The 21,993-nt window shown below is 59.4% G+C and carries 34 protein-coding genes; 20 read left to right on the top strand and 14 right to left on the bottom strand.

Annotation, left to right across the window (positions count from 1 at the left end; all coding sequences use genetic code 11):
• Window positions 1-4: 4 nt before the first annotated feature.
• Window positions 5-871, bottom strand: a complete 867-nt coding sequence (locus DOU54_RS03620; RefSeq protein WP_113730753.1) for a c-type cytochrome — start codon at window positions 869-871, stop codon at window positions 5-7.
• 270 nt (window positions 872-1,141) lie between these two features.
• Here DOU54_RS03620 and DOU54_RS03625 point away from each other — a divergent pair, with 270 nt between their 5' ends.
• Window positions 1,142-1,339: a hypothetical protein gene (locus tag DOU54_RS03625; RefSeq protein ID WP_113730686.1), complete on the top strand. Its 198-nt coding sequence runs from the start codon at window positions 1,142-1,144 to the stop codon at window positions 1,337-1,339.
• Window positions 1,340-1,379: 40 nt separating this feature from the next.
• Here DOU54_RS03625 and DOU54_RS03630 read toward each other — a convergent pair whose 3' ends face one another.
• Window positions 1,380-1,610, bottom strand: a complete 231-nt coding sequence (locus DOU54_RS03630) for a hypothetical protein (protein ID WP_004444504.1) — start codon at window positions 1,608-1,610, stop codon at window positions 1,380-1,382.
• Between the two features lie 312 nt (window positions 1,611-1,922).
• Here DOU54_RS03630 and DOU54_RS03640 point away from each other — a divergent pair, with 312 nt between their 5' ends.
• The 3 genes from DOU54_RS03640 to DOU54_RS03650 all read left to right on the top strand — a co-directional run bounded on the left by DOU54_RS03640 (window position 1,923) and on the right by DOU54_RS03650 (window position 3,508).
• Window positions 1,923-2,180, top strand: a complete 258-nt coding sequence (locus tag DOU54_RS03640) for a hypothetical protein (RefSeq protein WP_048902941.1) — start codon at window positions 1,923-1,925, stop codon at window positions 2,178-2,180.
• A gap of 11 nt (window positions 2,181-2,191) precedes the next feature.
• A complete protein-coding gene (locus DOU54_RS03645) occupies window positions 2,192-2,887 on the top strand; it encodes a class I SAM-dependent methyltransferase (protein WP_113730688.1) in 696 nt (231 codons plus the stop codon).
• A gap of 96 nt (window positions 2,888-2,983) precedes the next feature.
• A complete protein-coding gene (locus DOU54_RS03650) occupies window positions 2,984-3,508 on the top strand; it encodes a sigma-70 family RNA polymerase sigma factor (protein WP_113730690.1) in 525 nt (174 codons plus the stop codon).
• Window positions 3,509-3,510: 2 nt separating this feature from the next.
• Here DOU54_RS03650 and treZ read toward each other — a convergent pair whose 3' ends face one another.
• On the bottom strand, window positions 3,511-5,301 hold the full coding sequence (gene treZ / locus DOU54_RS03655; protein WP_113730692.1) for a malto-oligosyltrehalose trehalohydrolase: 1,791 nt from the start codon (window positions 5,299-5,301) through the stop codon (window positions 3,511-3,513).
• 197 nt (window positions 5,302-5,498) lie between these two features.
• On the opposite strand from treZ, the gene DOU54_RS03660 reads away from it, so the two are divergent.
• Window positions 5,499-5,711 (top strand): hypothetical protein, encoded by a 213-nt coding sequence (locus DOU54_RS03660; protein ID WP_044458872.1) that lies wholly within the window; start codon window positions 5,499-5,501, stop codon window positions 5,709-5,711.
• Between the two features lie 24 nt (window positions 5,712-5,735).
• Here the strand turns inward: DOU54_RS03660 and glgA are convergent, their stop codons facing one another.
• The 6 genes from glgA to DOU54_RS03690 all read right to left on the bottom strand — a co-directional run bounded on the left by glgA (window position 5,736) and on the right by DOU54_RS03690 (window position 9,927).
• Complete coding sequence (glgA, locus tag DOU54_RS03665) at window positions 5,736-7,250, bottom strand: glycogen synthase GlgA (RefSeq protein ID WP_113730694.1); 1,515 nt, start codon at window positions 7,248-7,250, stop codon at window positions 5,736-5,738.
• A 162-nt stretch (window positions 7,251-7,412) separates the two neighbouring features.
• A complete protein-coding gene (locus tag DOU54_RS03670) occupies window positions 7,413-7,595 on the bottom strand; it encodes a hypothetical protein (RefSeq protein ID WP_004444486.1) in 183 nt (60 codons plus the stop codon).
• Window positions 7,596-7,716: 121 nt separating this feature from the next.
• A complete protein-coding gene (locus DOU54_RS03675; protein WP_112552864.1) occupies window positions 7,717-8,331 on the bottom strand; it encodes a cysteine hydrolase family protein in 615 nt (204 codons plus the stop codon).
• 110 nt (window positions 8,332-8,441) lie between these two features.
• Window positions 8,442-8,678, bottom strand: a complete 237-nt coding sequence (locus tag DOU54_RS03680; protein WP_072493715.1) for a hypothetical protein — start codon at window positions 8,676-8,678, stop codon at window positions 8,442-8,444.
• Between the two features lie 113 nt (window positions 8,679-8,791).
• Window positions 8,792-9,553, bottom strand: coding sequence for a Crp/Fnr family transcriptional regulator (locus tag DOU54_RS03685; protein WP_072493714.1), 762 nt, complete (start codon window positions 9,551-9,553; stop codon window positions 8,792-8,794).
• A 14-nt stretch (window positions 9,554-9,567) separates the two neighbouring features.
• On the bottom strand, window positions 9,568-9,927 hold the full coding sequence (locus DOU54_RS03690; protein WP_113730696.1) for a hypothetical protein: 360 nt from the start codon (window positions 9,925-9,927) through the stop codon (window positions 9,568-9,570).
• A 243-nt stretch (window positions 9,928-10,170) separates the two neighbouring features.
• Here DOU54_RS03690 and DOU54_RS03695 point away from each other — a divergent pair, with 243 nt between their 5' ends.
• The 4 genes from DOU54_RS03695 to DOU54_RS27325 all read left to right on the top strand — a co-directional run bounded on the left by DOU54_RS03695 (window position 10,171) and on the right by DOU54_RS27325 (window position 11,567).
• On the top strand, window positions 10,171-10,671 hold the full coding sequence (locus DOU54_RS03695; protein ID WP_113730698.1) for a YciE/YciF ferroxidase family protein: 501 nt from the start codon (window positions 10,171-10,173) through the stop codon (window positions 10,669-10,671).
• 136 nt (window positions 10,672-10,807) lie between these two features.
• Window positions 10,808-11,143, top strand: a complete 336-nt coding sequence (locus DOU54_RS03700) for a DUF982 domain-containing protein (protein WP_193603292.1) — start codon at window positions 10,808-10,810, stop codon at window positions 11,141-11,143.
• Between the two features lie 28 nt (window positions 11,144-11,171).
• Window positions 11,172-11,396, top strand: coding sequence for a hypothetical protein (locus tag DOU54_RS03705; RefSeq protein ID WP_004444479.1), 225 nt, complete (start codon window positions 11,172-11,174; stop codon window positions 11,394-11,396).
• 24 nt (window positions 11,397-11,420) lie between these two features.
• A complete protein-coding gene (locus tag DOU54_RS27325; protein ID WP_157952787.1) occupies window positions 11,421-11,567 on the top strand; it encodes a hypothetical protein in 147 nt (48 codons plus the stop codon).
• 71 nt (window positions 11,568-11,638) lie between these two features.
• On the opposite strand, the gene DOU54_RS03710 is transcribed toward DOU54_RS27325, so the two are convergent.
• The 3 genes from DOU54_RS03710 to DOU54_RS27840 all read right to left on the bottom strand — a co-directional run bounded on the left by DOU54_RS03710 (window position 11,639) and on the right by DOU54_RS27840 (window position 13,455).
• Entirely contained in the window at window positions 11,639-11,986 is a 348-nt protein-coding gene (locus tag DOU54_RS03710) for a hypothetical protein (protein ID WP_052808795.1), read from the bottom strand.
• An 82-nt stretch (window positions 11,987-12,068) separates the two neighbouring features.
• Window positions 12,069-12,725: a UdgX family uracil-DNA binding protein gene (locus DOU54_RS03715; protein WP_286079854.1), complete on the bottom strand. Its 657-nt coding sequence runs from the start codon at window positions 12,723-12,725 to the stop codon at window positions 12,069-12,071.
• A 4-nt stretch (window positions 12,726-12,729) separates the two neighbouring features.
• On the bottom strand, window positions 12,730-13,455 hold the full coding sequence (locus tag DOU54_RS27840; RefSeq protein ID WP_234797366.1) for a class I SAM-dependent methyltransferase: 726 nt from the start codon (window positions 13,453-13,455) through the stop codon (window positions 12,730-12,732).
• On the opposite strand from DOU54_RS27840, the gene DOU54_RS03725 reads away from it, so the two are divergent.
• On the top strand, window positions 13,339-13,851 hold the full coding sequence (locus tag DOU54_RS03725) for a zinc-binding dehydrogenase (protein WP_234800352.1): 513 nt from the start codon (window positions 13,339-13,341) through the stop codon (window positions 13,849-13,851). The two genes, DOU54_RS27840 and DOU54_RS03725, sit on opposite strands and share 117 nt — an antisense overlap.
• Window positions 13,852-14,023: 172 nt before the next feature.
• The gene (locus DOU54_RS03730; protein ID WP_044458864.1) at window positions 14,024-14,797 is read left to right on the top strand and encodes a Crp/Fnr family transcriptional regulator; all 774 of its coding nucleotides are present in this window, start codon (window positions 14,024-14,026) and stop codon (window positions 14,795-14,797) included.
• On the opposite strand, the gene DOU54_RS03735 is transcribed toward DOU54_RS03730, so the two are convergent.
• On the bottom strand, window positions 14,753-14,992 hold the full coding sequence (locus DOU54_RS03735) for a DUF6894 family protein (protein ID WP_044458863.1): 240 nt from the start codon (window positions 14,990-14,992) through the stop codon (window positions 14,753-14,755). The two genes, DOU54_RS03730 and DOU54_RS03735, sit on opposite strands and share 45 nt — an antisense overlap.
• A 47-nt stretch (window positions 14,993-15,039) precedes the next feature.
• Window positions 15,040-15,228 (bottom strand): hypothetical protein, encoded by a 189-nt coding sequence (locus tag DOU54_RS03740; RefSeq protein WP_004444474.1) that lies wholly within the window; start codon window positions 15,226-15,228, stop codon window positions 15,040-15,042.
• A 142-nt stretch (window positions 15,229-15,370) separates the two neighbouring features.
• Here DOU54_RS03740 and DOU54_RS03745 point away from each other — a divergent pair, with 142 nt between their 5' ends.
• The 9 genes from DOU54_RS03745 to gst all read left to right on the top strand — a co-directional run bounded on the left by DOU54_RS03745 (window position 15,371) and on the right by gst (window position 21,965).
• Complete coding sequence (locus DOU54_RS03745) at window positions 15,371-15,574, top strand: hypothetical protein (RefSeq protein WP_113730704.1); 204 nt, start codon at window positions 15,371-15,373, stop codon at window positions 15,572-15,574.
• 14 nt (window positions 15,575-15,588) lie between these two features.
• Window positions 15,589-15,777, top strand: coding sequence for a hypothetical protein (locus tag DOU54_RS03750; RefSeq protein ID WP_034497806.1), 189 nt, complete (start codon window positions 15,589-15,591; stop codon window positions 15,775-15,777).
• A 21-nt stretch (window positions 15,778-15,798) separates the two neighbouring features.
• Entirely contained in the window at window positions 15,799-16,089 is a 291-nt protein-coding gene (locus DOU54_RS03755) for a DUF3175 domain-containing protein (protein WP_004444471.1), read from the top strand.
• 127 nt (window positions 16,090-16,216) lie between these two features.
• Window positions 16,217-16,543, top strand: coding sequence for a GCG_CRPN prefix-to-repeats domain-containing protein (locus DOU54_RS03760; RefSeq protein WP_113730706.1), 327 nt, complete (start codon window positions 16,217-16,219; stop codon window positions 16,541-16,543).
• A 165-nt stretch (window positions 16,544-16,708) separates the two neighbouring features.
• Window positions 16,709-17,401, top strand: coding sequence for a superoxide dismutase (locus DOU54_RS03765; RefSeq protein WP_064264266.1), 693 nt, complete (start codon window positions 16,709-16,711; stop codon window positions 17,399-17,401).
• Between the two features lie 100 nt (window positions 17,402-17,501).
• The gene (locus tag DOU54_RS03770) at window positions 17,502-18,491 is read left to right on the top strand and encodes a Bug family tripartite tricarboxylate transporter substrate binding protein (protein ID WP_113730708.1); all 990 of its coding nucleotides are present in this window, start codon (window positions 17,502-17,504) and stop codon (window positions 18,489-18,491) included.
• A 451-nt stretch (window positions 18,492-18,942) separates the two neighbouring features.
• A complete protein-coding gene (locus DOU54_RS03780; protein ID WP_113730710.1) occupies window positions 18,943-20,733 on the top strand; it encodes an ABC transporter ATP-binding protein in 1,791 nt (596 codons plus the stop codon).
• Window positions 20,734-20,906: 173 nt separating this feature from the next.
• A complete protein-coding gene (locus tag DOU54_RS03785; RefSeq protein ID WP_080823111.1) occupies window positions 20,907-21,200 on the top strand; it encodes a hypothetical protein in 294 nt (97 codons plus the stop codon).
• A 66-nt stretch (window positions 21,201-21,266) separates the two neighbouring features.
• A complete protein-coding gene (gst, locus tag DOU54_RS03790; protein WP_113730712.1) occupies window positions 21,267-21,965 on the top strand; it encodes a glutathione transferase, Atu5508 family in 699 nt (232 codons plus the stop codon).
• Window positions 21,966-21,993: the final 28 nt, after the last annotated feature.

The raw sequence follows: 21,993 nt of genomic DNA on the forward strand, positions 1-21,993 counted from the left end.
CGGGTCACGGATGCGGGGTTTGCCTTGCCGGCAGGGCCTTGATGTAGCGGGCAATCGCGTCGCGATCTTCCTGTGGCAACTGCGAAAGATTGGCGACCACGTCCACCATTGCGGACCCGACATGTCCGTCCTGTGGCTTCTGGCCTGTTGCGAGCATGGTAGAGATGTCGGTCTGCGTCCACCTGCTGAGACGTGCCGGCGTGATGTTTGGCACAAAGCCCGTGCCTTCCGCGTCGGGACCACCAGCGAAACGGGTTTCCGGGCGGATGGCGGCGAAGATATTACGGCTGGAATGGCATTCGGCACAGTGGGCAAGCGTCTCCGTCAGATAGGAGCCGCGATCAAGAGCGGGATCGCCGGTGATCGCCTGCGGTTTGCCGACCTCTTCAAAGAACAAAAGCTTCCAGACGCCAACGGCACGGCGCAACCTGAAGGGTGGCCACAGATCATGCGGCGGCGCTTTGCCGGAAACAGGCGGCAGGGTCCGCAGATAGGCGTAAAGGTTTTTTATGTCCTCGATCTTCATTCCCGTATAGCTCGTATAGGGAAAGGCCGGATAATAATGGCGGCCGCCAGGCGATATGCCGGCGACCAGCGCATTTGCGAAATCTTCAACGGTCCAGGAGCCGATCCCATCGGCAATGTCGGGGGATATATTCGGCGGACGGAAAACGCCGAAGGAGGAGGAAAGCGCCAATCCGCCTCCGAGCACGAGCGAGTCCGGCTGTCCCGGCGTGGCATGGCAGGACCCGCAGCTTGCAGCCAGAAATACCAGTTTTCCCTGCTGCGGATCGCCGGGCGATGATCCGATGTCGTTCGGTCCGAAGACCGGCTTCGGCGTGGTCAGAAGCCAGCCCCCCAGGCAGGCCATCGCTGCGAGACACCATATCAACAGCCGGCCTGCCTGAACCGACAGATGAAAACCGGGAGTCTCGCGAACCATCATCGGAAAGGTCCATCGTCAGAGCATACTTTTATGATTGCGCCGGGTTCCGGCCGCACGGCTGATCCGCCGCTATCGAACTTCGCATGCCGTTTGTGGTTCCCGCGCGATCATATCGCCAGTCATGGCCGCCGTTCGGGAACAACAGGAGCCGACCGTAGTTAGGCCGGCACGTTCAATCCCAATGGAGGTCGGCACGTGGACCCGGAAACTGATCACGAGACCTGCAACAGCCTGAACATAGAGGCCGCAACCCCCAAGGTGGTCAAAATCATCATCGACGGTCGGACGCTCCTCGAAGGCGTGCTGAACACCGGAAGTGTTCTAAGCGTGCAGACGAAGGAGGGCGCCGAGCCGCAATCCATCGAACTGGTTGTCGAGGACCTGGCTCGGTAGCCGCTTCGCGAACACTCGGCGCGGCAAGGGCGCCGCGCCTCTAGCCGCGAAAGTCGCCCTCGTTGCTTTCCCGCTCGTCGTAATTGATGTCCCAGTCTTTTTCCGGCTTTTTTGTGCCTGGTGGTAGCTTGTTGGCGGTTGCGTCGTCCGAGCCGGTGATGACCCTCGGCTTCGCGCTCGCAACGCCGTTATTGGTCGAGGTCTTTTTGCCGGGAGCAAACTGGGGCGCGCTGTCCTTGTGAATCTGCTCGAGCTTGTCTTTCTTCGTCATGGCATCCTCCTGTCTGTCCCTAACCTTTTTACGCCAATGCTGTTCCCTCGAACCATCAGTACGGAACCGCTTTTTGCCCCCGGGGTTAGGAGGAGAGAGCGGACCGCAGGGTCTGCGCTGCAGGATGTTTTAAAAAAAAAGGGGCTTCCGCGATGACCCGATCACAGGACGATGTCAGGCCCGAACCCGGCACCGATGACGCACGCTCGACTGAAAGCGATGAAAGACGCAAAGACCGTGAAAAGGCGACAGAAAATGCCGAACGCGAAAGGCGCTCCCGGTATGGACGCGACGAAGACAAGGAGAACAACGATGACGGAATCGGCAACAACCACCGATCATGACACGATACGGAAATGGGCGGAGCAGCGCGATGGCCACCCTGCCAAAGTGGACGTCTCGGGCGATGGAGGGATCCTCAGGATCGATTTCGGTGAGCCGGAGGATGCGCTGAAGGCCATATCATGGGACGAGTTTTTTGAAATCTTCGAGGACAGGAAGCTGGCATTCCTTTATCAGGACAGAACGTCGGGCGGCGAGAGCCGCTTCAACAAGTTCATTTCACGCTGAGGGAGAGGCGAGTGAGCGACGAAACGGTATCGAGCATCCCGAACCGGGCACAGCAGCAAAAGGCATATCGGTTCTGGGCCCCGGTTTATGACCGTGTCTACGGCTTCTTTCTCAAGCGGGCGCAGATGGAGTTGGCCAGATGTGTGGGTGGTGCCGGTCGCGACATTCTCGAAATCGGCGTCGGCACGGGGCTGGTCCTTCCGCTTTATCCTCCGGCCAGCAACGTGACCGGGATCGACATTTCAGCGGACATGCTCCGGAAGGCCAAAACAAAGGTGGCAGGCGGTTCACTGCCGCATGTGAAGGCACTGCATGTGATGGATGCCTGCGAAACCACGTTTCCGGATGCGTCCTTCGACGTGATTTCGCTGCCCTTCGTCATCACGCTTATTCCCGATACCGGCCGGCTGCTTTCCGAATGCGCCCGAGTGCTGAAGCCGCGTGGCGAGATCGTCATCGTCAGCAAGATCACCGACAGCAGCGGCGCAGTTCGCCGCATAGAACAGATGGTCTCGCCGGTGGCCCATAACATCGGGCTCAGTTCGGCATTTCGTCTGGACGGGATTGAGGACTGGTTGCGCAGCAACCCGTCTTTCCATCTGGCGGAAAACAGGACGATTCCCCCAACCGGGTATTTTCGTCTGCTGCGTCTTTCCCGCTCGTCGCCGGAGACGTCTGAGAAGACCGCGTCCCTTTCGGGTCACTAGGACCTCTGGCACCGCCGAAAAAATACGCATTGTACGTTGGCGTACGGCAACCAAGCGGTAGATGGGCCATTTCCCTTCTATGTGAAAGGAAGGACCATGGCCAAACACGCTATAAATGAAGAGTCCGGCCCCGCACTAAGCGAAGCGCAACTTGAGACCTTGCGTATCGGAATTGCCGATCTCGCGCCAGCGCTGACGGCGTTTGCGCGTCGTTTCGTCAGAAATGACGAGGATGTCAACGATCTCGTTCAGGAAACCATGATGCGGGGGCTTCGTTCCCTGCACCGCTTCACCCCCGGAACAGCCCTGAAATCGTGGCTGTTCACTATTTTGCGGAACACCTTCTGTACCCGATACAAGGTTGCAAGGCGCGAATGCGTCGGGCTGCCGGCGGGAATAGAGCAAACGATGTCGGTCCCCGCCAGTCAGGAATGGCGGATGGAGCACGATGAAGTCATGCGCGCAATCCGCGATCTGGATGGGGATCAAAAGAAGGCGCTGCTGCTCGTTGCCGGAGGAACGAGCTACGCCGATGCAGCCTCCATCTGCGGCTGCAGGGTGGGCACCATCAAGAGCCGCGTCAACCGCGCCCGCGAATCCCTGCGGCGCAATCTCGCCTGACATCAGCGGGCCACTGCAAACAGCACACTGTAGCTGCAGGATTTCCCCTTTTGCCCGTCGATGTCGCCAAGCCGGTGGAAGATTTCCCCTTCCACCGGTGGCAGATCCGCCTGAGCATCGGATAAATTTGCCCTGAGCTGCAACCGGCCGGCCGCAAACACCCAGTCTATGGCAAGCGTTCGCGCAGGCGAACCGAGTGCCGTCCCGCCTCCGAATTCCGAAGCGAGCAGGGTCCAGACATACTGCCGGCGCTTTGCAAGCAATCCCGCAAGGATCTCGCTTGCCCGTCTCCCATCTTCCTCATCTGCCTGACGCCAGTTCAAGGTAGAGAGGAGCCGCGTGCGCACGTCATTGGGGTCCTGGACAAGATCGCGCGCGTTTTCGGGAAGAGCTCCCTGAAACATTTCAGCCTGCCGCAACCGCCCTTTTATCGCGGCTTCCCGATCGTGTTGCGGGTGGTTGGAAAAGAAGTAGAAGGGCTGCGTCGATGCGTGGTCGTCGCCCATGAACATCAGCGGCGTTTGGGGGGAGAGCAGGAGAATGCACTCTAGTATATTGAAAAGAACTGGTTCGAGCAGGGCACGCAGTCTTTCGCCGCAAAGCCGGTTTCCGGCCTGATCGTGATTGTGAAGGAAATTCACGAAGGTTTGCGGGGATAGATGATCGCTGCGTTCGCCGCTCCCCGCAAAGTCCCGGGAAGGGCGCGGATCGCCCTGATAAACGAAGCCGGTCGCAAGCGACCGACGAAGCAGGCTCTCCGGGTTCGAAACGAAATCCTGATAAAGACCGCCATCTTCGCCGGTCGTCATGACGTGGACGACGTGATGAAAGTCGTCGTTCCACTGGGCGTCTACCAGCGGCGGAGCATCTTCTTCGGGCGTCATCGGCTTTGCCGTGTTTCTTGCATCCTCTATGACAAGATACACGTGCCTGCCGGTCACCTTGTGCCTGATCGTCTGGGCAAGCTCTGTCAGGAAATCCACCTCGCCGCCGCCGCCGGCCAGATGGTCGGCGGCATCGATCCGCAACCCGTCAAAACGGTAGGTCTGAAGCCAGTAAAGGGCGTTTTGCAGGAAATATGATCGCACATCCACGCTGTTGAAATCGGGAGCAGGGCCCCAGGGTGTTTCGTTTTTCTGAAAAAAGTCCGGCGCATAAGTTTGAAGGAAGTTCCCCTCCGGCCCGAAATGATTGTAGACCACATCCAGCAAAACCATCATCCCCAGGCTATGTGCCGTGTCTATGAAGGCTTTGAGGTCGTCCGGCGATCCATAATCCCGCTGCGGCGCAAATTGCAGAACGCCGTCGTAGCCCCAGCCGCGATTTCCCTGAAAACTCGCGAGCGGCATCACCTCAATAACGGTGATACCGAGTTCAGCCAGTCGTTCCAGCTTCTTTTCGGCTGCCCGGAACGTCCCTTCTTCCGTGAACGTGCCGATGTGAACCTCGTAGATCACAGCCTCGTGCCACGGCCTGCCGGTCCAGTTCTCATGCTGCCACGCAAAGTCGTGATCGATGATGGTTGACGGGCCGTTCAGGCCGCCTTCCTGCCAATGTGAGGCCGGATCGGGGATTTCACGCCCGTCCGGCAGAACAAAGTGATAGGTGGCGCCGCCACTCACATCCGCTGCAACGGCTTCGTACCAGCCGTTCCCCTCAGACCGCATTTCGTATTCCGCGCCGTTTATAACGAGCCTCGGCGCATCAGAACCGGGCGCCCAGATGCGAAAGCGCGCATCTCCTGCAGCATCGAATTGCACGCCCCATTTGCGGTATTTCATTGCGTTGAACATTCACGGAACCTCCAGTCAGCCTCGTTTGGTCCTAACCGGATCGCCGTCGGTCGGTTCCTGCCTCCGCACCGGGAATATGCTGATGAAAGGAACAAACGGGTTTGGCCGTCGTTCGCCGTTGAACAGCCAAAACGACGGCTCGGCGGGCATCAGCTTGCCGCCCGATCGCTGACCTGAAGACAGAAAGAGACGGTGACATGACACAGGAAACCGACCTTGCCGACTTTCTCCGCGTGGCAACGGACGACGAATTATTCCACAAGATGCGCGAACTCGAAGCAAAGAGCGAGAAGGAGGGGCTTGAGGAAGTGGAAGCACTGGTGGATTTGACAGCCACGGAGATCGAAAACCGGTTTCCTGGCCAGTCGCTCGCTCCCTATGTCCGCTGGAAACAGGACCGGCTCCTCTGATGCGCGGTAAAGTCGGCGTTTGCCTTATTGTCTGGCCTGCCGCCGCTCGATACGCATTCTCGCAAATGCGTCCGGCAATATGTCGGGAAACGAAAGCGACTCCTGCGGCTCTTTGCTGACGAGCCCTTCAAAAAGCGCCAGATATTGCGCCGCACTCTTTTCCCAAGAAAAGTTGGCACGCATGGCCTGGGCCTGGAGGCGCTTGAGGAGTTCCCTGTTGTTGAACGCAGCGATGGCGCGCTCCAGCGCCGCCCGCAGGTCGTCGATATTTGCCGGTTCGAACTGAAAGCCGGTAGCAACCCCCGCATCTATGGCGGCGTCGTTGGCGTCGATGATCGTCTCGGCCAAACCTCCGGTGCGGCTGACGATGGGTAAGGCGCCATATCGCAATGCGTAAAGCTGGGTCAGGCCGCATGGTTCGAAGCGCGAAGGCTGGATGATGAAATCCGACCCCGCATGGATCATGTGGGCCAGACGTTCGTCATACCCGATATGGGCACAGACCATTTCCGGATATCTTTTCGACAGGTCACGCAGGCCATCTTCCAGTTGCCCGTCTCCTTCTCCGTGAACGATCAGCCTGCCTTTCCGCGCGATGATGAGGGGAACAACATCGAGCAAAAGATCAACGCCCTTTTGCCAGGTGAGGCGGCTTACCACACCAAATACCGGGCCCTGTGTGTGGGCAAGGCCCAGAGCCTCAAGCAGCGCATATTTGTTCAGGCTCCGCCTTGCCACGGTCGCCGACATGAAATTCGCGAGAATGAAGGGATCGGTCGCGGGATTCCAGACATCCTGATCGACGCCGTTGACGATGCCGCGCACACTTTCGCTTCGCGTGCCGAACACGCCATGCATGCCCATACCGGCTTCCGGTGTCAGGATTTCGCGCGCATAGGTTGGACTGACCGTGGTGACGGCCGATGCGGTCGTCAGGCCGCCCTTCAGAAAAGAGATGTCGCCGTAATATTCGAGGCATTCCACCGTGCAGAGCTCGTCCGGAAGCCCCAGAACCTTCGCGCGCGAAAAAGGATATTGACCCTGAAATGAGAGGTTGTGAATGGTCAGGACGGTCGGCACCTCGCCCGGCGCCGCGTTGGCGAGATAGACACAGGTCAAGGCGGCGTGCCAGTCGTGAACGTGGACGATATCCGGCCTCCAACCCGGCATTGATCCAAGGGCAATGTCCGCCGCGGTCTTGGACAGGACGGCGAACCGGAGGTCGTTGTCCGGAAACGGGTGGTCCTTTTCGCCGTAAGGATGCCCATCCCGGTCAAAGAGGTCGGGCGCATCGAGCAGCAGCAAATTCTTCTGGTCGGCAACGAGCGAATATACCGTAACATCCTGTCCCAGCACGCTCCCGGAGAAGCAGGGCTGGTGCCCGCGGATGAGGGGACGCAGTTTGCGATAGAGCGGCAGCAGCGTGCGCACCTCCGCACCCAGTTTGGCAAGCGCGTCCGGCAATGCTCCCGTCGTATCGGCCAGCCCGCCGGTTTTGATGAAAGGGAACATCTCGGCCGTGACGGCAAGAATCTGCATGAATGCCTCCGCATTTCGTCGATCTGTCATCGTGAGGAGACGCGGGGCTTCTATTGTTTGCAAAGCCTCTCGCCGCTCTAGTGGGTGTGCCGTGTCACGGGGGCAGGCGGCGGCGCTCAGAAGGACGGCCGATCCGCAATTCTGCCTTGGCGCCGCAGAACGCTATCGATCCTGCTGATGTCCCTGATGGGTGGTGTTGATTTTTATGTTGGCCTGTCGTCCCGTGCGGGTGGAGGCGTTCTTCTCCTTCGCAGAAGAGGCTTCCTCCGCATTGAGGCGCTCATTGTCGCCCGGGCCCTTGTCCGTTTGGTTGTCTTTCGGAATGGGGAGCGTTTTTCTGGTCATTTTGAACCTCGTTCGCATCTGGTGCTGATCGTTTCGATCGAACGAGTCGAACCCTGCTTCCGAGCGATTGTTCCCGTCCGTTTCGTCGCGGTCGCTAATTTTCCACGCGGCGTTTTCGGGGTTAATCGCTGCGCAGGAATTCCTCTTTGGCCTGAAGCCAGTCCTGCGTGCTGACGAGGGTCAATTGTGCCGCGAAACGGCCCCTCAATACCGTCAGCGAGGCATCATGCGTTGCATCGCGTGCGCTGCAGACGGCGTCCTCAAGAAGGAAGATGCGATACCCCAGATCCACCGCCCCCAGCACGGTTGCGAGTACGCAGACATCCGTTTCCCCACCGGAAATGACAAGCGTGCCGACCCCTTGGCCTACGAGTTTTCGGTGCAGGCGACCATCCGTCCAGGGGGAATAGGTGGTTTTCAGGAATTCTTCCGCAGGTGGAACGTAGCCCGCGAACTCGCGGACGATATCGGTCATTTCGGGGCGAAGGTACTCGCCGGTCATCATCCACCATTTCTCATAATAACGCCCCCACCGCCCAGAGGCGGCGTCGGCATCCGGCGGTGGGATGAAGCGGGTGAAAATGGTCGTGTGCGGCGAGTTCTCAACCACCCGCCCGACATTGTCGATGATGCGCGGCATCCAGTCCACGTGCCATGGCGTCTCTTCCGCAAACATGCGCTGCATGTCGATGCAAAGATGACACCACCGGGGAAAGAGGCCCTCTTCAGAATTCATGGGAATGTCCGAATGATTTGTGGGTCAGCTACCGTCAGCTAACAATCCGGTCCGCCGAAAGTTCCGCCCGCACGGCCGCCTTAGCCCCGCCGCATCGACGACCCAAGGGCCTACGCCCGGCGTTGGCCGGCGCGCCTCATTCTGAAATAAAGCGCCGACATTTCATGGAGCTTGCCGGGATCGACAAGGCCCCGATTATACATTTTGAGGACGTAACGGGCGACGTCCTCCAAGCAAAGGCTGGGATCGTGCTCTCCGGCCAGGACGCTGTCATAAGCCGACTTGACCGTATTGATATCGTCATTCAGGAAGATACCCGAACTCTGATAGGCGCGATAGGCGGACAATTTCACCTCCTTGGCGGCTGCGTTTGCGAGGCCGAAAAAGGGATCACCTGTCTATCTTATACGGAAAAGAGTGGAGGTAAATGGTCGTGACCGTACCGAAGGCGCCGATCTGCCTATAATGCGAGATTATGTCTTCCGGCCACTTCGGGTATCTGCGCATGAAAGCGCGCGAATACCCGCGCACTTTCCTCCTCTGCCAGCCCGTAATATTCCTGCGCATATGTTTCCAGCGCTTGCCGGTCCCTTATGGTGATTTTCGCTCTCTCGGCGCGGATCAGGCGTTCGCTTTCGAGGACGTGCAGGGCGTCCGTCACGCTCGGGCGCCTCACCGCCAGCATCATCGACAGGAAATCGTGGGTCAACTGTAGCTGGTCGCCACGCACGCGGTCGTGACACATCAGGAGCCAACGCGCCAGGCGCTGGCTGACCGTGCCGGTGGCGTTGGCGGCGGCCGTGCATTCCACCTGCGTCCTCGCGACGTGCGAGGCGCAGATCACGATGTCCGAGAATATTTGATGTTTCGCCATCAGGCTGCGGAAAACCTCCATGTCCATAGCCACCGCCTTGCCCGGCGCCTGAACGACGATCTCGGTTAAGTTCTCCTCCGCGCCGGCGAGTGCGCCGGTGGGTATGAAACCTTCATGTCCGACGATGCCGCTCTCGGTTTTCCGTCCTGATCTGGAAACTACAACGATCGATGCTATGCCCGAGGCGAGAAAAAGCACGCGATCGATGCGCTGACCGGCTGAGAAAAGTTTGTCGCCAAGCGAAAGTGTCAACGATGTCGACGCCTTCAGCACTTCGCTCCGGATTTCCGCATCAAGAAGGGAAAGGAGGAAACCCGTTTCTTCTCGTCCGTTGCTCCGCTCCAGCATAACACTTTGCCTCGCTAGTGTCTTATGCCCCCTCCCTGCGCCATCAAGGCGGAGACAATGTTGTCTATGTCCTCTGAACGTGCGGAGAGCACAAAAGGTCCCGGTTCGCTCTCGAAGACCGGTCGGGGCACGAAAAACAGGTAGGGAACGGCCTTCTCTTCAAGCTGATCGGTCAGACGAAGCATGATCTCGGCCTCGTAGCGGACATCGATGATGGCGGCGGAAAACAGCAGCGTATCGTCATTTTCCATAACGTCGGCTGTATAGGGACCTATCAGGCCAACCTGCGCTCGGGACCAGGCTCTTGCTATTTCCGGTGTGACTGTGTCGGCCGCGCCGATGACCAGTATAGGGAGACGCTTGATAGTCTGCATGCCTTGCTCCTCGCATGCCACCGGCAATGCGTATGTCCATTCAATACTATAATGTCTAACTAACCGTAGTCGGTTCATCCGATTTCATCAAATATATGCGAGAAAGCACTACTGTGTGGTTCTGAACATGCACCGGCGATGAACGCGGCACGTCCGGATGCGCTTTTTTCAGGTCTTTTTTGCCAGAGCGGAACAATTACGGGCACGCGGGGTTCGGGGCGTCGTTCACTCAAGGAGACGTAAATGGCTAGTCAAAAAACGCTCGATGATCTGTTTCTGGATGGCCTGAAGGACATCTATTATGCGGAAAAACAGATACTCAAGGCCTTGCCGAAAATGGCGCGCGGCGCGCAGCTCGAAGAGGCGAAACAGGGTTTCCTGCAGCACCGGGATGAGACGCAAGGCCAGATCGAGCGTCTGGAGCGCGTGTTCGAAATCATCGGCAAGAATGCGCGCGGCAAGACCTGCGAGGCCATTCAGGGCATTATTGCGGAAGCCGAGGAAATCATCGAATCCTTCAAGGATTCGCCGGCGCTCGATGCGGGCCTGATTGCCTCCGCGCAGGCCGTCGAACATTACGAGATTGCCCGTTATGGCACTCTGGTGGCGTGGGCGGGCCAGCTGGGCATCGATGAAGGCGTTCCGCTGCTTCAGGCAAACCTCGACGAAGAAGGCGCAACCGATAAAAAACTGACGAAACTCGCCGCGACGGTTGCCAACCCGAAAAGCCAGAAAGCCGCCTGACGGAAATAGCGCTTGGTCCGTCTTCCGCATTTCGGATGCGAAAGTCGACCCGTAAGTGACGGCGCGGGCTGTTTCCGCGCCCGAACCCTGCATAGTCCACGACCGCGTGGCAAATGCCACGGCGATGGAGAAAAAGATGACGACAATTCCGCTGCTCGGCGCATATCCGCTTGAAATTTTCCTGGGCGGCCGCTGCTTCAACGTTTCTGGCGTGGATGAGGCGGTTCGTTTGCTGGAGGAGGAATGGCCTGAAAAGGCAGGCGTCCATTACGCTCGGGCTTTGAGGAGTTGCCGCCTGGCCATGTTGAGAAACGGCTCTTCGGCGGTTGCAAGAGAGCATTTGATTGCAGCATGCCTGGAGGCCGGTATTCCGCTTGGCCCATCGTCGGGTATCGAAAATACTCAGCTGCCGCTCTTTCGGGGGGCGAAAGCTGGCGGCAAAGGGAGTTTGGCGGCCGCGCCCCGCCGTTAAGACCCGGAACAGAAAGCACGAGGACAAGATGGCCGAGCCACGCGACCGCATAAAACCGGAAGAGGACCTCAATCGCCCTGTCAGCGAGGAGTTCGATTCCAAATATTCGCCCGTCGGCGTCGATGACGGTGCCTTTCGCGGACGGAAGCGAACATGGAAGAGGATGATGATTTATGCTTTGGTTATCTTCGCACTGGCTATCGTGATTGCATTATCTTTCCTTGTCGGTACGCATCCTGGCCGCGTATCCTGACAAGTATCCCGCGAGGAGAGGCAGATGAGCGAACGGACAGACGAAAAATCGATCTATTGGACGATTGTCGGCGCAGACACCAATACCAATGAGGGGCTGGCGCGATTGCTTGGCGTCATCCTGGTCTTCATCCTTATCGGCGGCTTTCTCGTCTGGCTGCTGGCCAGCTGAACCGGCGCCTGGCGGATAGATGGAGCGATGCCGTCCGGCATCTTTTTCGGACGGCATCCATACCGTATCCCTTAAAATTTTCCAGTGACCAGGTCCCGGCCTTCAATCGAGACCGGCGTGTTTATTTCCCCGCGCCTGCGTTTCAAGGGAATGTCCACTTGGTAAGGCGCGGCGACTGTCAGCCGGAACGCTTCACCGTTTCGGCGCGATACCGCCCGGTCGGTCGCCATGACGTCCGTCGTCGAGTGACGCAGTGGCATGGCTTCGTCCACAAGGATGAAGTCCATGTGCCGCGCCTTCGCCGATGTTACCGCGAGATAACGGCTTGGATAAACAGCCTCCATGACGCTGCCGACCAGAACGGCCCAGCCATTTTCATGTGCCATGATCTCACATTCGATTTTCTTCTTCATCGCCATCAATCCTCCCTTTCGGCAGTGCCTAACCACGCTTGAAGAAGCTTGTTCCCGCGGCTGGAAATGATTGCTGCCAGCAGACCGCTTATTCTGCCGCCGCCAGAAATTTCGTTATCTTGCGCAGATCGGCGACGAAGGCCTGCCGTTGTAGTCGCGCCTCGTCGCGGTCGCGAAGGCGCAGCAGGTAGGAAGGGTGAATGGTCACGAGAAGGCGTGTTCCGCCAGGGGTGGTGGAGAGATGCCCCCGCTGCGCGGTCACTCCGCTGGTACGGCCGGTGAGCGAATAAAAAGCCGTCGCGCCCATGGCGACGATCAGCTCTGGTTTGAGTAACCGCAGTTCCGCTCCCAGCCACCACGCGCAGCGCTGCACTTCCCCGCTGTTGGGGCGCGCATGGAGCCGCCGTTTGCCCCTTTGTTCAAACTTGAAATGCTTGACGGCATTGGTGACATAACATGGCGAGCGATCGACGTCTGCTTCCTGCAGGCACGCGTCGAGCAGCCGGCCGGCGGGGCCGACAAATGGATGGCCCTTCAGGTCTTCGTCATTGCCGGGCTGTTCGCCGACAAGCACGACGCTCGCATCGTTTCTGCCCTCGCCAAAAACCAGCTGGGTGGCATTCTTGTAAAGATCGCAACGTTCGCAGCCTTCGGCCTGCCTGTGCAACGCAGCGAGTGAAGGCGCATCGGCATGATCGGGCTGAAAGGCCGGTGGGGGGCGGTTCTTGCGGGCTGCGGTCGGCACGGGGCTATTCTCCCGGCGGCGGATCTGCCGCATAGTGGCGTGCCCCGCGCCGGCATAGATAAACCTCCCGTTCCGGATGTCGCTCTATGATGAAGCCGGCGCTGCGAAGCATTGCCTCCACCGCGGCCCTGTTGGGTATGAACCAGTTCGTTGGATCGGCCGCATACCGTTCCTCCACGAAAAACAGTTTGGGATAAGCGGGATCCTCGAACATGGCCCATTCGGAAAACGGGTAATCTTCTTCGAGGTCGGGTATTCTCCCGTCACCCCGCTGGAGCGACTGGAAGAGCATCAGGTCGGCTGCGACATGTTCGTGGATGAGATCGAGCGCCAGCAGCGGATGCCGCAGATGGTAAAATACGCCCATGAAGATCACGAGGTCGAAACGCTCTTCAAGCTTGGCCACGTCATAAACCGACAATTGCCGGAACTCTATGTCGAGTCCAGCCATGATATTGCCGATGCCGGCCTCGTGGTGCGCCTGCCGTTCGAGCTGGATGGTCATCCATTTCCTGGCGAGCCCCTCGGCTGCGCCATGAACATCTTCGAACGCAGCGGGATTGAGGCAGGGCAGACGGTCGCCATCATCGGTATCGGCTTCATCGGCGCGTTGTTGACGCAGCTTGCCGCCCGCCGCGGGGCACGGGTCATTGCCATATCGCGGCGGCCTTTTTCGCTTGAAATAGCGCAACGGATGGGCGCGACTGAGCTTGTCGAGATGGATGATCACTGGCGGATCATTGAATGTGTCAGGCAGTTGACTGACGGGCGCTTCTGCGATCGTGTCATCGAAGCGGTGGGCAAACAGTGGCCGCTTGATCTCGCAGGCGAACTGACGGCCGAACGCGGCCGGTTGATCATCGCCGGCTATCACCAGGACGGGCCGCGCCAGATCAATATGCAATTGTGGAACTGGCGCGGGCTTGATGTCATCAATGCGCATGAAAGAGATCCGGCCATCTATATCAGCGGAATGAGGAAGGCGGCGGCAGCGGTTGCCGCGGGCGAGCTCGATCCGTCGACATTATATACTCACCGGTATACTCTGAATGATCTGGACCGGGCGCTGAACGATACCAGGGATCGTCCCGAGAGTTTTCTCAAAGCGCTGATAACTTACCCATAAGCGAACCGTGAGGTCGCCTGCATTGATGGGATTCTGGTTTTGCCCGGTTCGATCGCAAGGCCGCGATGGTGCCCAAGGGTACGGAAACGTACATGGCATTTCCTTGCAATTTCAAGCTGCTAAGTTGCCGCGCGTTTGGTGTCGTCGAGCGAGGGGGAAGCGGGTAACGGTTATGCCTGGATCGAGTATTTTTGCGCGCAACCGATTGCTGAGGGCGTTGGGTGAAGAGGGGTTTTCGCGGCTGGTCGCCCGGATGGAGATGATCAATCTGCCCGTGGGCTATCAACTGGTCGGCGCCAACACGCCCATCTCGCGAGTGTGTTTCATTGAGAGCGGTATTGCTTCGTCCGTGGCCCGGACGGAAGGCGGCAAAAGCATGGAGAACATGCTTGTCGGCCGTGAGGGCATGACCGGATGGCCTGTTCTGCTGGGCGCGCGGACAACGCCCGACGAGACGACGATGGGCGTCGCGGGCGAGGGATTCGTCATCGCTGCAGCCGATCTCAGGCGCGAGATGGAACGGGACGCACGCCTTCGCGACCTGTTGCTGGGATATATCAATATCTGTCTGCTTCAGGTGGGTCAGCTTGTCCTCGCAAACGGACAATATGCCCTGCGTGAAAGGCTGTCCCGCTGGCTGCTGATGTGCCACGACCGGCTGGACACCGATGATCTGCCCATTACGCATGAGTTCATGTCTAGTGTATTGGGGGTGCGACGGCCGGGAATCACCAATGAGCTGCATATCCTCGAGGGCATGCGGGCCATTCGGGCAACACGCGGCAATGTGCGAATCATCGATCGCAAGGTGCTCGAGGAGACAGCGGGGGTGACCTATGGTGTCCCCGAAAAGGAATATGAAAGCCTGATGGCGCAATGGCGGGCAGAGATTCCCATCCCCTCAGGGCTTCCTGTCGAGGGCATCGGCGAAGGGAACCACTTTTAAGAGCTCGCGGGCCGAATCGCGGATCACGACGCATCCTTCCGAGATGTCGCGTCCCTGAAGGATCGCCTCGCTCATCAGTTCGCGGGCGTCCTTGTGGGCTTCCTCTATGGCCTGATCGAGCGAGGCGAGATCACTCCCCTCGTCATCATCGAGAATATGCTGGCCACTGACGATGCTGAAGAAAAACCTTGGCATTGATGTGTCCCAAGAACCAGGCGGCTTCCGGCGGGTTTCCGCCGCCGCTAACCGAATTCCCGCAAAATTTGCGCCTGCTTTTCCAGCCGCCCGGCAAGCTCGGAAATGCTCATGTTCGTCGCACAGAGATGGATTGCGCATTCAAGGAACTGCAGCGACGACCGCCTCAGGAAGTCCTGCTGCTGCTCATACACGATCCGGGAGATGCGATCGGGCTCATGGGGTTTGTCCGTCATCATCGTGCTCCACCAGTTTGTGTCAAAACCGCCTAACTTCGACCCGGCGGAATGGTTTCGAAAAATTCGCCCTGGTCGCCGGGCCGGGAACATTACCCGGGCTGAGTGGTTCGGGACCACCGAAACGACGCAGGAGGCAAAAATGGGCAATAATTCGCCAAGCGACGGTGCGCCTGGCACCACCGACCAATCGCCGCGCTGGGAGGGGCCGGAAGAAAACAGGCCGCGCGGCTACGTGAAGCCCAAGGACGATCCAGAACGTGACAGGGACGCCGTGGGCGAAAATCTGCGCGATCCAAGGAAAAAACGCGTCTCCGACGCGATGAAGACCAAGGACGACCAATAGGACAGGAGGAAACGATGTCGACCTCGACAAAGACACCGGCAAGCATCCGCCAGGGCGGCCCCGGCGCGTCCCATGAAAACGCCAAGGCGCCGCTGGACATCAAGAAGCCGCCGGCAGACAGCGACAGGCGCTCCCAAAGCAAGGTCTCCGGCGGTGGCGGCGAGCGCGACAGCCACCACACGCATGATCCGAAGCGAAAATGACGCCGGGTCGGGAGAAGACCGATGAAAAAGGGCAAGAAGAAAAAGAAGTGGTCGCAGAAGGTAACCAGCGAAAGCGATGCGCTTGATCTCGAGAAGGATGTTTTCACGAAAAAGGATCCCACCGGCATTGCCCGGTCGCTGAAAGCCTCGGCGGAACACTCGACACGGCGCAAGGCCAACCCGTTCCGCTCTGCGATGTCGATGCTGGTTTTCTATATCAATCGGGCAGGTGGCAAACTTCCGAAGGAGCGTAAGGAGGTTCTGGAGGAGGCAAAGGACAAGCTGAGAAAGGAATTCGGCAAGTCGGGATAGGGCGGTTTTTCCGGGAATTCATCAGTCGGTGCTGCCGCCGAATTGCCACGAAAACACCCAGATTCATTCAGCCACAGTTCACCCGGCGAGGCGCTAAATCGCTCTATCCCATAAGGAGGGAGATGCGATGCGTAAGATGATTTTAACCGCTGGAGTAATTCTCGGCGCCCTGTTGGGCACTGGCGCGAACGCCATGCCCGTCGGTCAACCATCCGCACCTTCGGCATCCCACATTCAGAATGTGGACTATGCCTGCGGCCGCGGCTTTCATCTGACACCCCGCGGCTATTGCCGCCCGAACGGACCGCGCTACGAGCGTGGCTGGGACCGGCGCGATCGCTGGGAGGGTCGCCGCGAATGGCGCGAACGTCAGGCACGGCGCGAATGGCACGAGTGGCGTGACCGGCGGGAGTATCGTGACTGGCGAGACCGTCGCGATTATTACCGCTACTGAGCAGACGAGGCCCTCCATCCGGAGGGCCTTTTTGCTTTTCCTTCTTTGCGAAATGGCCCCGGGGTTTCTGACCGGGGATATCCGCCCGGACAATTCGGGGAAATCCAGGCAACTTCCGGCGTCCTTCAGGGTTTGCCTTAATCGTCACTGATAAGGAGGACCATCATGGAGATTACCAGACGCACGATTCTCGCCGCCGGCGCGGCAACCGCTGCCGCAGCCATCTTTCCCCGGCCGCACGTGGCGCGGGCGGCGCTTCCCCTCAGCCAGCCGGCACTTCCGTTCGCCGAGGCGGATCTTGCGCCGGTGATTTCGGCAAAGACGGTGGGGCTGCATTATGGCAAGCATCACAAGGCCTATTACGACAAGCTCAATACGCTGGCCGCCGGCACCCGTTATGCCGATATGGAGCTCGATCGCATCGTCGTCGAATCCGCCCGGTCGAAGGAAGCTGCGGACGTCAAGATCTTCAACAATGCGGCCCAGGCCTGGAACCACGTTGCATATTGGGATCAGTTCGTTCCGGGCGGCCCCAACCGGCCGCAGGGCGATCTCGCCGCCTCAATCGACAAGGCCTTTGGCGGTTATGACGGCTTCGTCAAACGCGCCGTCGATGTCTCGGACACCGTATTCGGCACCGGCTGGGTGTGGCTGACGCGTGACGACAGCGGGCTTGCGCTGATCGGCTATGAGGATGGCAACAACCCTGTCGCCGTCGGCCGGCCGGCTTATCTCGGCATCGATATCTGGGAACATGCCTATTACGTCGATTATGAAAACCGCAAGGCTGAACACATCCGCGCCGTGCTCGACAAGCTGGTCAACTGGCGCGTCGTGGAGGAGCGCATGAAAGCCTAGCCGCGTTTCGCCGCCGGGCCATGTTTCCCGACGGCTTGCCCTCAGGAGCATTTGAGCTACTATGCCGCCATGGCGGGGAGGCCATGTTACAGGAGGGTTCATGAATTACCGGTTTTCGAAACGGCGCATGGTGTTGAAACTTGCCGCGGCGGCAGTTTCTTTCGGCATGTTGGGAATGACGGCGAGCGCGCAGGGCTTTCCGGATCGGACGATAACGCTGGTGGTTCCCTTTGCGGCCGGCGGCTCCACCGATGTGGTCGCCCGCGTCATCGCTCAGAAGATGGGCGACGAACTCGGCCAGCAGATCGTTGTTGAAAATGTCGCCGGCGCAGGCGGAAATCTCGGCGCCGACCGCGTTGCCCGCGCGGAACCGGACGGCTATACTTTCCTGATGGGCACGGTGGCGACCCATGCTCTCAACCCGCTCATCCTCAAGACCAAGCCCTATGATCCCGAAAAGGACTTTGCTCCGGTTTCATTGCTGGTGGTGGTGCCGAACGTGCTGGTCGTTAACCCGAAGCTCAACGTCAACAGCGTCGAGGAATTGATTGCGCTGCTGAAAGCCGAGCCGGACAAACACGCCTATGCGTCTTCCGGCAACGGCACACCGCTTCATCTTTCCGGCGAGCTTTTCAAGAGCATGGCTGGCGTCAGCATGCAGCACGTGCCTTACAAGGGTTCCGGCCCGGCGCTCAACGATCTTCTCGGCAACCAGATTTCCATCATGTTCGACAATCTGCCGTCTTCGTCGGGCCACATGAAATCCGGCACCTTGCGGGCACTTGGCGTCACCACCAGCGAGCGCGCTTCATCCTTCCCGGATTTGCCGACGATCGCCGAAACCGTACCGGGTTATGAGACCTATACCTGGAACGCGCTCTTTGCACCGGCCGGAACGCCGGCCGAGGTGGTCGACAAGCTGAATGCCGCCGCCAAGAAAGCGCTTGCCGATCCGGCCGTTTCCGCCCGCATGGCGGATTTCAGCGCCAAAATCGTCGCCTCCACGCCAGAGGAGCTGAAAACCCATGTCTCGGCTGAAATCGCCAAGTGGGAACCCGTCGTCAAGGCGGCAAATGTCCAGATGGATTGATCGGGCTCGATAGACCGATCTTCCGATTTCCGCTGCGTCCCCAGAGGGGCGCGGCGGGGCTTTTGGCATCATAAGGCCGTGGCCGGGCCGCATCGGCCACGGCTATAGTCGCCAAGCGCCAATGTGGCGTTTTCGCATCACTTGCCACAAGGTTGCAAAAACCGGCTTGGCAAGTCTACCAGGTTCAGCTAGAAATTTCTTTACCGCGTCAGATCGAACCAAGGGAGGCGTTGCATGATACCAGCATTCATCGAAACCCTCCCGCAGGGAATGACCAGACACTAGGTCATATCCATTCGCGGCCCGCCTTTTGCGCGCCCGACATGCGGTTTTGTTTTCCTTCACAGTCCGATTGATCTGACGGGATCATTTTGTCTCCGGCCCGGGCTGTGCCTTCCAACTTCCATTTCAAGGACCGGTCGCCGAGCAGAATGGCGCCGTGCTGGTAAAAATGTCTCGCAAGAAGCTCGATTTCCGCGCCGATGCCTATCGCCATGTGCTCGGCTTTGTCTTTCACCACTGGAGCCACCGGCCGGCGCTGGTGGGTTTCATCATCGTTCTGGTCATCGCCAGCACATTGGCCGAAGTCATGGTGCCGGTCTTCTCCGGGCGGATCGTCGATGCCATCGCCGGCGGCGATGCGGCGGATCAGGCGCTGCGCGCCTTCGTCATCGTGGTGGCGCTGGGGCTGACCAGCGTCGCGCTGCGCTGGTTCATCTTCAACGGCATCATCCGGTTGACGTTGAAAACCATGGCGGATGTTACCAATAACGGTTTCCACAAGGTGCAGCGTTTCTCCACGGACTGGCACGCGAACAGCTTTGCCGGCTCCACGGTGCGCAAGATCACGCGCGGAATGTGGGCGCTCGATTCGCTCAATGACCTCCTGCTCATCGCGCTTCTGCCATCGCTCGTCATGCTGGTGGGCGCCACCTTCGTGCTCGGCAGTTACTGGCCCGTCATGGGCCTCATCGTCGGTCTCGGCTCGCTGATTTATGTCGGTGTGACGGTGGGGCTTTCCATGGGATATGTTTCTCCGGCCGCACGGCTTGCCAATGCCTGGGATACGAGGCTTGGCGGCGCGCTGGCGGATGCCATCAGCTGCAATTCGGTCGTGAAGGCCTTTGGCGCGGAAACGCGTGAAGAAACGCGGCTCGGCCAGGTGCTGGTGAAGTGGGATACCCGCACGCGCAGGACATGGAAACGCGGCACGATAAACGGCACGATCCAGAGCTTCATGATGGTTTCCATGCAGGCCGGCATTCTCGGCACCGGCCTCATCATGTGGCGACAGGGACTGGCGACGCCGGGCGACATCACCTTCGTGCTGGCCATGTTCTTCGTGCTGCAGGGATATCTGCGGGACGTGGGGCAGGATATCCGCAACCTGCAGCGCGCCGTCAACGATATGGAAGAGCTGGTGCTGCTTTCCAAGATGCCGCTTGGCGTCGAGGACCAGCCGGATGCGAAACCGATTCATATTGGAAAAGGCGAGATCGTTTTCGATCACGTCACCTTCCAGTATGGCGCGCACGCCACGCCGCTTTATGATGACTTCTCAGTCACCATAAAGCCCGGTGAGCGTGTGGGACTGGTCGGCCACTCCGGCTCTGGCAAGACGACCTTCGTCAAGCTCATCCAGCGCCTCTACGATATCAGGTCCGGTGCAATCCGCATCGATGGGCAGAACATTGCCGATGTCACCCAGGCGAGCCTGCGAGGGCAGATTGCCATCGTGCAGCAGGAGCCGATCCTGTTTCACCGCACACTGGCGGAAAACATCGCCTATGGCCGGCCGGACGCGTCGCGGCGCGAAATCGAGCAGGCGGCGAAACAGGCCAGCGCCCATGACTTCATCATGTCGCTGCCCAAGGGCTATGAGACCATGGTGGGCGAACGTGGCGTCAAGCTGTCGGGCGGGGAGCGCCAGCGGGTCGCGATCGCCCGCGCCTTTCTGGCGGATGCGCCGGTGCTGATCCTTGATGAGGCAACCTCAAGCCTCGACAGCGAAAGCGAGGTGCAGATCCAGCGGGCTATGGAACGCCTGATGGAAGGGCGCACCACGCTGGTCATCGCCCACCGGCTTTCGACCGTCAGGGCTCTGGACCGTCTGCTCGTATTCGACAAGGGCAGGATCGTTGAAGAGGGCGACCATCAGGCGCTGATCCGGCTCAATGACGGCATTTATCGCCGGTTGTTCGAGCGGCAGGCCCTGGAACTTACCAAGGGCTTGGTCGCATGACAAAAGCAACGCCGGAGCAAGTGATGCTTCGGCGTTGCCGTGCCGCATCGTCGATCCGCGCACTACTTTTCCGCTACGGACGCGTATCTCCGAGCAAAAACTGACGGAGCCTGGAAACCACCAGCCTCTCCGGGCGTTTGGGTGTTTGAGTTAAGCCTGAAGGGAGAACAGCCATGGCCGACGATGCCACCGTCACCATTCGCGCCATTTTCGAAACACGCGAGGCAGCCGATATCGCCGTCGAGCATCTGGTCCAGCAGCACGGGATCTCCCGTCCGGATATCTTCATCCAGTCCACATCAGAGCAGAATACGACCGGCACCCAATCTTCACGTGGTGACCTGCCTCGCAGCGATGCGCCGCATGAGGGCGAGATCGAGGTGTCCGCCGATATTGCATCCAGCCGGATTGCAGCTGTCCAGCGCAGCCTCGGTGACGCGGGTGCGATCCGCGTTTCACACCGGTGATGTCAAAACCGGGAGGCCAATTCCGTACCTGCCGCCCGCGCCGCGCACCGCAATGAGGAGCCCGCAATGAGCAACTTCGAACTCTATTACTGGCCGGTCCCGTTCCGAGGCCAGTTCATTCGCGGTCTTTTAGCGCATGGCGGGTGTACCTGGGACGAACACGATGCCGGTGCAATCGAGGAGATCATGGGCCGTGATGCCGGCAAGCAGCCCATAGCGTTCATGGGACCGCCGGTGCTGATCGATCGAGAGCGCAATTTCGCTCTCTCGCAGATGCCCGCAATCGCCCTTTATCTCGGCGAGCGGTTGCAGCTTCTGCCGCCGGGCGCCGAGGGCCGCGCGCTCACTGCCAAGATCGTAAACGATGCCAACGATGTGATCGATGAACTGACGCTCGACGGTGGGCGCGAGATGTGGACCCCTGAAAAATGGGAGGCGTTCGTTCCCCGGTTGCAGGAGTGGATCCGTATTTTCGAGGACACGGGGGCGAGACACGGTCTGACCGGCGATTCGGGGTTCATGCTGGGAACGGAGATACCCGGCGTCGCAGATGTCGTCACGGCCATTCTCTGGACGACAGTTGCAGACCGCTTTCCAGTCATCAGGCGCATAATCGAGGATACGTCGCCCGTCATCTGGGCCTATTCCAGCCGAATGAAAGAGACGGCCCCGCTGGCCGCCCTGAGCCGCCGCGCCTTTGACGACTATGGCGACGCTTATTGCGGCGGGCAGATTGAAAAATCGCTACGGAAAGTATCTGGCTGAGGACCGGGGCATCATCGTCCCCCGGTCA

Source organism: Agrobacterium sp. MS2, from assembly GCF_003261015.1.
GTDB classification, from domain to species: domain Bacteria; phylum Pseudomonadota; class Alphaproteobacteria; order Rhizobiales; family Rhizobiaceae; genus Agrobacterium; species Agrobacterium pusense.